The following is a 7,127-nucleotide window of genomic DNA, read 5'->3' on the forward strand; positions in this document are numbered from 1 at the left end:
GCCGAGATGCTCTCGCTGCCGTCCAGCGTCTCCTCGACGATCCGCAGCTTTTCGGCGGAACTCCAGCGGCGCCGACGCCCGCCATCTGTGATGATTTCAACTTCAGACATGAGCACGTCTTAGGGATATCCCTAAGCCTCCTTCTGTGGTTGCCGCCCGTTGTGCAAGAATTTTCTGACCTTGTTGGCGTGTGATCGAGTGCGGTCTTCTGTCAGGCCTTGTTGTGCGGCATTCCAGAAGCCGCGGGCCGGTATGGTGATCAGCGGATCAGGTCCAAATCTGAATCACGAGCTATGAACTCGAGGAGGCTTTCTGGTTTTCCCGATCCGGATCTGTTCGATCGTTGCGCCCATTCAGGTCGTCGTCTTCTCACACTCCCCTTGGCACCGGCACTGGCTGGTTACGGCATGATGTTCATGCCGCTGTTGCCAGTACCGGATCCCTGTAATCCGCGTTCTTCGTCAGCATCGCCCAGAGCTGCCGGGCCATCTTGTTGGCCAGCGCGATCGCGACCAGCATCTTCGGTTTGCGCGCTAGCATGCGACCAAGCCAGCTCTCGGACGGAATTTTGTCGCGCGCGCGACCCATGATCCGGGTCATCGCGCCGATGATCAGTAGCCGCCGGATGTCGGTCTGACCGGCCTTCGATATTCGACCCAGGCGCTCCTTGCCGCCCGAAGAGTGCTGGCGTGGCACGAGCCCAAGCCAAGCCGCGAAATCCCGGCCCCGTTTGAACTGTGACACGTCAGGCGCAAAGGCCTCGACCGCAAGCGCCGTCAGAGGCCCGACCCCCGGCATGGTCTGCAGGCGACGCGCCGTCTCTGTCCCGGCCGCCAGCTCCTTCAGGGCCTTGGTTTTCTCGTCGATCCTGTCGGTCTTCTCGGCGATCTGTGCCAGCAAATCGCGACATTCCACGGTGATCAGGTTCGGCAGGTCACAGTTGGAATCCTCGATCACCGCCTCGATCCGCTTGAGATGGCCGATACCGGCGGGAAAGACATGCCCATACTCGTAGAGCACCGCCCGCAGCGCGTTCACCAGTTCGGTGCGCTGATGCACCAGGCGCTCACGACCGCGGAACAACATCGCCTTGGCCTGCTGATCCTCCGTCTTGGGGGACACGAACCGCATCTCGGGCTGGCGCGCGGCGATCACGATCGCCTCAGCGTCGGCGGCGTCATTCTTCTGTCGCTTCACGAAAGGCCGGACGTATTGCGGCGCAATGAGCTTGGCGTCATGGCCGAGCTTCGCCATCTCGCGCGCCCAGTAGCTGGCGCTGCCGCAAGCCTCGAACACGACAAGGCAGGATGTATGCTCAGCCATGAACCGCCGGAATTGCTCGCGCTTCAGCTTCTTGCGGAACGCCACATGCCCCGTTGTCGTCGCTCCGTGGAGTTGGAAAACACGTTTTGCCAAATCCACCCCGATTATCATATCTTTCATGTCGCCGTCCTCTCCGTTGCGTGGCTTTGAACACCACGATCTTGGCACAATGAGATGCCGTCAGGGGAGGGCGGCAACCATCCCATCTGGTTCAGGCCCAGGTGTCCGGTCGAAAATGGGGCCAGTTCACCTACCATGGTCGGATCACCAAGCGTGATCGCCCCGACGAGCCGAATGATGGCGTCATCGTTGGGAAAGATGCCGACGACGTCGGTGCGGCGCTTGATCTCGCGGTTCAGAGTCGATGGCGGGCAGCACATGATGGGTAGCTATACCCACGAGGACGCCGAGGCGATCACCGCCGCAGTCCTCGGGCTACCCGACAGCCTTGGCGGCAAACGCATGGCGATCCGCCTAACCAAGCTGGCCCGCGCTGGGCTGGGTACGCGATGGGTTGATCGCCGACGGCATGCTGCGGGAGGTCGAGATGACCAGCGTGACGCCGAAGCTTGCGCGGATGCACATGGTCAAGCGCGGCGCTTGATGCTAGGTCAAACGCCCATGGCCAGCGAGGGAGGCAGCTTTGCGCACGATTTTCCTGTCCGTCTGTCAGGCGCTTGACCGGTTCACGGTCGCTTTGTGCGCCCTGGCCTGCGCCGTGCTGACCGGTGCGGTTCTGGGGACCGTAATTTTGCGCTTCGGGTTTGATACCGGGTTCATCAAGTTACAAAACCTCGCCGGATACGCCTTTGCGATTCTGATGATATTGTCGCTGCCTTATTGTTTGCGGCGGGGTGGGCATGTGCGGGTCGAGGTATTCTCGGAACGACTGCCTGTCAGGTATCTGCGGGTGGCGGACAGTGTTGCGCTCGTGGCGTTCCTGATACCTGTTTTCGGCCTGCTGGCCTGGGTCTGGATGCCCGATCTGATCTACAGTTGGTCGATCCGGGAGGGCGCGGTCGAAACCGGCGGCCTGGGCGGGATATACTTGGTCAAGACGGCGATCCCGCTGAGTGGCGTGCTGATGATCCTGCAGGGAATTGCCGTGCTGATCGACCCCGAAGTGGTCGACACATGATCGCTGACGAGATGTTTCTGCTGGGCATGATGCTTGCCCTGTTCGCGGGTATTCTCAGCGGTATTCCCGCGATGCTGGCGATCGCGGGTGTGCCGCTGCTCACGGCAGTGATCGGGGCCATGGTGGGCGTCTTCGATCCGGGGTTTCTAAATTTCTTCCCGGCGCGGGTTTACGGGGTCATGTCGAACCCCCTGTTGATGGCGGTGCCGCTGTTCGTGCTGATGGGGATTCTGCTGGAGAGGTCGCGGCTGGCCGAATCCATGCTTGAGGTTCTGGGCCGCATGCTGGGCGGGTCGACGCGCGGCATGGCATTGTCGGTCCTGGTCTTTTCGGCGATCATCGCCGCATCCACCGGGATCGTGGGGGCGACGGTGGTGATGCTGGTTCTGATCAGCCTGCCCGCGATGCTTGAGGCCGGTGTGCCGAAGCGGCTGGCCACAGGCATCATTTGCGCCAGTGGTACGCTGGGCCAGATCATCCCGCCTTCCATCCTGCTGGTGCTACTGGGCGACCAGATCGGGAACACGTATCTCGAGGCGCAGCAAAAGGCGGGCAATTTCGCGCCCGACCCGGTTTCGGTGGGCGATCTGTTCGCCGGCGCGCTGCTGCCCGGCCTGGTCCTGGTGGGCCTTTACGCACTGTATATCTTCGCGCGCTTGCGTCCAGCGGCCGGGGCATCCACGGTAAGGCACGCAGTTGCATCGGTCGGCATCGGCGAGGTGCTGTCCAGCTTCGCGCCACCGCTCCTGCTCATTCTGGCGGTGCTCGGCTCGATCCTCGCCGGGATCGCCACCACGACCGAAGCGGCAGGCCTGGGCGCGATCGGCGCGTTGATGCTGGCGGCCTACCGGGGCGGATTGCCGGGCCCGCAACGCAACCTGGTGCTGCTGGGGGTGCTGTCGGCCTTCGCACTGATGGCGCTGCGGCTGTTCAGCGATGCGCGCAGCGAAAGCACGGGGCTGGGCGTGCTCGCGGCAGGGCTGGCTGTTTTGCTGATCCTCGGCGTTGCTGTCGCCGCTTGGCGTCTGTGGTTCGCACGTTTGCTGCAAGGCACCGTTCGCGACACGCTACGGATCTCCGGCATGGTCTTCGGGATCGTCGTCGCTGCGTCGCTTCTGGCGCTGGTGTTTCGCGGCTTCGGCGGTGATGAAATCGTGGTTGAGGCCATGAAGGCAATGCCGGGCGGCGAGTGGGGGGCGCTGGCCGCCGTCATGCTGATCGTGTTTCTATTGGGCTTCGTTCTGGAGGCGGTCGAGATCATCTATATCGTCGTGCCACTTCTGGGGCCGCCTATCCTGGGTACCGACATCTCTCCGGTCTGGTTCGGCGTGCTCTTGGCGATGAACCTTCAGACCAGCTTCCTGACGCCCCCTTTTGGGTTTGCGTTGTTCTATTTCCGCTCGACCGCGCCGCGCCACATTACGACACGTGATATATACGTTGGTGTTGCGCCGTTTGTTGTGCTTCAACTTGTCGGGCTGGGTCTGTTGATTGCGTTCCCGGCGCTGGCAACATGGCTGCCGGAACTGGTATTCGGCAACTAGGATTTCACTTGTAGGAGGAGACAATCACATGGAACGCAGAACATTCCTTGCGTCGGGCGCAGGAATCGCCGCTGCCGCGACCACGCTGAGCAGCCCTGCGATCGCTCAGGGCAAGATCGAATGGAACCTGCCGACAGCGTTTCCCAAGAACGCACCGGGTGTGGGAACCAACGTCCGCAACTTCGCCGGGAAGGTTGCCGCCATGTCCGATGGGCGGCTCAGCTTCAAGGTATTCGGAGGCGGCGAACTGGTGCCGCCTTTCGCAGTCGAGGATGCGGTGCAGCAGGGCAATGCCCCCGTGGGGCACGGGCCGACCTATTACGCCGCCGGCAAGAACCCGGCCTTGCACTGGTTCACCGCCGTGCCGTTCGGGATGACCTCCAACGAACATTTCGCCTGGCTCAAGTATGGTGGCGGGCAGGCAATCTGGGATGACATATACGCACAGCGGGGCCTCAAGCCGTTCTATTGCGGCAATTCGAACACGCAGTCCGGGGGCTGGTTCAAGCGAGAGGTCAACACGCTTGACGATCTCAAGGGCCTGAACATGCGCATTGCCGGTCTGGGTGGCGAGGTGTTCCGCAAGCTGGGCGTGAATGCCGTGTTGATGCCGCCGCCGGAGATTTTCCAGTCGCTGCAATCCGGGGCCATCGACGCCGCCGAATGGGTTGGTCCGATGCTGGACCAGGCGTTCGGCCTGCAGAAGATCACCAAGCTGTGTTATCTGCCCGCCCTGACAGAGCCGGGCGCCGGCCTGGCAATCGTGTTCAACCAGGACGCATGGAACGAATTGCCCGCCGACTTGCAGAGCATCTGTGAGACGGCGGCCCATGCCGCGGCGCTGGAAAGCCATGCCGAATTCGATTTCTACAACGCGCAGGCCATGGCTGCCTTGCGCGAAGACGGCGTCGATTTCCGTGCATTCAGCGACGAAATCGTCTCGGGGATGCGCGAAGCGTGGGGGGAAGTGCAAGAGGAACTGACCCAGGGCAACTCCGACATCGCCCGCGTTCGGGATAGTTACGATGCTTACCTGGCGCAAGCCCGGGATTTCGCCAGCGCCATGACGCTGCCGATGCTGGCCGGCCGAACCTGACGGGAGAAACGGGATGCGGCGGCGACGCGCTGCCGCATCCACGGGCCTCGGCCCCGGGGTGGCCGAGCTGGCCCGTGGCGGGCTGACCTCACTCCAAGCCCGGCCCCCGGTCGCGAGGGTGGCCGGGTAGCGTCGGGTCAGGTCGCTGTCCTCGAACGCGGCCAGCGCTGCTTTTGCCGCTTCGTCGTCCACGGCCTTATACACCGCCTTCAGCGTTGGCTGAAGCCCACGGCATTGCTGCAGACCTCACGCCTGAGGCGTGACGTCCCCTTGGCCCACTGACGTCCACGCGGACGATCTCGGCAGTGCCGAGGGCGTTGACGCGGTACATGAGCGCGATGCGAATGTGGATTTCGACGGCCTGGCGGTCGGGGTCTCTTGGCGCGCGATACGCTCGCCGAAGGCTTTGAGGCCGCGCATCTTCGCCTCGATCCGGCTGCGGGCGTGGTACCCTGCCCGCCGACGGCGTTGGAGCGACGAGGAGAAGCTTGCGATCGTGTCGTCGGTCGGCATCGACGGGGCGACGGTCACGCGGGTTGCGCAGCGCAACGACATCACTCGTCAGCAGATTTACGCGTGGCGCCATGAGCTGAAGAAGAAGGGGCTCTGGTCGTCGGAGCAGGGCGCGGTCTTCCTGCCGGTTGACGTGCCGGCCTTTGGGGCCACGCCGTCCGAACCGGAACCGGTTCCTCCTGTGCCGGTCGAGCTTCGCCTGGCCAACGGTCGGTGCCTTCGGTTTGACAGTGCGATGGATGCGGCGGCGCTGACTCGGCTGATCCGGGCGGTGGAGACGGCATGATCGGGCCTGGCACAGGAGTCCGTGTCTATCTGGCCTGCGGTAGGCCGATTTATCGCGAGTACAGAGAGCTTTGCCGCCTCCTCGAAGATCGTGGAATTGATGAAAATCAGCAGCCAATTGAAATCATGAAGTTTTGGCATTGGGAACGGCAACAGGAAATACCACATCAAAGGATTTCATCATACCTATTCGCCGCTGTAGCTAGGCGGGTGGTCATGGGCGAGAAGAAAATAGTTGATCGTGGACTCATCAACGATGTGAGGACAATCTCGACGTATGCGCCATACGTGGATGCGCTCTTCATCGACAAACGCTGCGCCGCATTATTGAAGGAAGAACCACTTCGGGCGGAATTGGAGTACAAGGCCCGCATATTCTCTCTGAACAACCCAGACGAATTCTTGGGATACTTGCAGGAAATAGAAAGCCAAACACCGGACGAGGTTCGCGAGTATGCGGCAATGATTTACGGTATCGATTAGGTGCGGTTGCGGTCATTGCAGAATTTAGCGCAGCCGCAGCGAATGGCAGCTCCGTCCCGCTTTGCCGTCATTCGCCGATTGAAAATGCTGCGCGGGGCATGAATGGCCGCTTCGACGGGCCGCACCGGAGCATTGGGCTGGGTCGACCAGCGGCGGCTCAGGGCCGTCACGACAGTTGTGCCGATGTTGCGATCAGAGATTTTCAAATGACGTTTCCTGCGCGCCACGAGCCTTAGGTGTTATCGCAAATATTCTTCATGAAGTGTCTGCAACGCGTTGCAACTCGATACCTGCGATGCCCGATTATAGTGCTTCTCAGCCATGTCCAAGGTAGCATGGCCGAGAATGTCCCGAATGATCCCGACATGCGCCGGATCGAATTCGGCGATGGATGTCGCTGCAATATGCCGAAATGCATGAGGCCGCATAGTATGGCCCAAGTGTTTTCTCGTGATATTTCCCAACGCGCGCGTAAAGCCATCGTACGAAAGGCGCTCTCCATACTGATTGATCCAAAGCCCTGCCCCATCGTTCTCGCACAAGAGCAGCGGTCGGTGCTTGTTCAGATATTCTCGCATCTGCGGCATCAGTTGTTCTGGGAAAGGGTAATTGTTTCATCCCGGATGATCACATAGCTCCTCGTCGATCTGCGCTGTTCATGGCACGATCTGTTCTGAACGAGGTGCGAGACGGGAGATCGGCATGCTGATCAAGCTTCACAGCCAAGCGACGACCACACCGAAGA

At 61.5% G+C, this 7,127-nt stretch carries 8 protein-coding genes and 3 pseudogenes; 5 read left to right on the plus strand and 6 right to left on the minus strand.

Annotated features, from left to right (window positions below; translation table 11 throughout):
• The 3 genes and pseudogenes from Q0L89_RS01780 to Q0L89_RS01790 all read right to left on the minus strand — a co-directional run.
• Window positions 1-110, minus strand: a pseudogene (locus tag Q0L89_RS01780) (IS66 family insertion sequence element accessory protein TnpB); the annotation flags it as partial.
• A gap of 304 nt (window positions 111-414) precedes the next feature.
• The gene (locus Q0L89_RS01785) at window positions 415-1,443 is read right to left on the minus strand and encodes an IS110 family transposase (protein WP_296762056.1); all 1,029 of its coding nucleotides are present in this window, start codon (window positions 1,441-1,443) and stop codon (window positions 415-417) included.
• 149 nt (window positions 1,444-1,592) lie between these two features.
• Window positions 1,593-1,682 (minus strand): annotated as a pseudogene (locus Q0L89_RS01790) (transposase); the annotation flags it as partial.
• 284 nt (window positions 1,683-1,966) lie between these two features.
• Here Q0L89_RS01790 and Q0L89_RS01795 point away from each other — a divergent pair.
• Genes Q0L89_RS01795 through Q0L89_RS01805 form a run of 3 tightly spaced genes read left to right on the plus strand, consistent with a single transcriptional unit; the run spans window position 1,967 to window position 5,101 of the window.
• On the plus strand, window positions 1,967-2,461 hold the full coding sequence (locus Q0L89_RS01795; RefSeq protein ID WP_296762058.1) for a TRAP transporter small permease subunit: 495 nt from the start codon (window positions 1,967-1,969) through the stop codon (window positions 2,459-2,461).
• Window positions 2,458-4,005, plus strand: coding sequence for a TRAP transporter large permease subunit (locus Q0L89_RS01800; protein ID WP_296762060.1), 1,548 nt, complete (start codon window positions 2,458-2,460; stop codon window positions 4,003-4,005). The genes Q0L89_RS01795 and Q0L89_RS01800 overlap by 4 nt, the downstream gene beginning before the upstream one ends.
• Before the next feature lie 28 nt (window positions 4,006-4,033).
• Window positions 4,034-5,101: a TRAP transporter substrate-binding protein gene (locus Q0L89_RS01805; RefSeq protein WP_296762062.1), complete on the plus strand. Its 1,068-nt coding sequence runs from the start codon at window positions 4,034-4,036 to the stop codon at window positions 5,099-5,101.
• A gap of 286 nt (window positions 5,102-5,387) precedes the next feature.
• Here the strand turns inward: Q0L89_RS01805 and Q0L89_RS01810 are convergent.
• Window positions 5,388-5,566, minus strand: a pseudogene (locus Q0L89_RS01810) (IS5/IS1182 family transposase); the annotation flags it as partial.
• A gap of 31 nt (window positions 5,567-5,597) precedes the next feature.
• Here Q0L89_RS01810 and Q0L89_RS01815 point away from each other — a divergent pair.
• Together Q0L89_RS01815 and Q0L89_RS01820 are read left to right on the plus strand one after the other, a co-directional pair.
• Window positions 5,598-5,900 carry an IS66 family insertion sequence element accessory protein TnpB gene (locus tag Q0L89_RS01815; protein ID WP_296762064.1) on the plus strand — a complete coding sequence of 101 codons (303 nt, stop codon included), beginning with the start codon at window positions 5,598-5,600 and terminating at the stop codon, window positions 5,898-5,900.
• Entirely contained in the window at window positions 5,897-6,382 is a 486-nt protein-coding gene (locus Q0L89_RS01820) for a hypothetical protein (protein ID WP_296762066.1), read from the plus strand. The genes Q0L89_RS01815 and Q0L89_RS01820 overlap by 4 nt, the downstream gene beginning before the upstream one ends.
• Here Q0L89_RS01820 and Q0L89_RS01825 read toward each other — a convergent pair.
• Both Q0L89_RS01825 and Q0L89_RS15165 read right to left on the minus strand, forming a co-directional pair.
• Window positions 6,379-6,588: a hypothetical protein gene (locus Q0L89_RS01825; RefSeq protein WP_296762068.1), complete on the minus strand. Its 210-nt coding sequence runs from the start codon at window positions 6,586-6,588 to the stop codon at window positions 6,379-6,381. The genes Q0L89_RS01820 and Q0L89_RS01825 overlap by 4 nt on opposite strands.
• A 33-nt stretch (window positions 6,589-6,621) precedes the next feature.
• A complete protein-coding gene (locus Q0L89_RS15165; protein WP_366937889.1) occupies window positions 6,622-6,969 on the minus strand; it encodes a tyrosine-type recombinase/integrase in 348 nt (115 codons plus the stop codon).
• Window positions 6,970-7,127: the final 158 nt, after the last annotated feature.

Origin of the sequence: Sediminimonas sp. (assembly GCF_024637375.1) — a bacterium.
Classification (GTDB): domain Bacteria; phylum Pseudomonadota; class Alphaproteobacteria; order Rhodobacterales; family Rhodobacteraceae; genus Sediminimonas.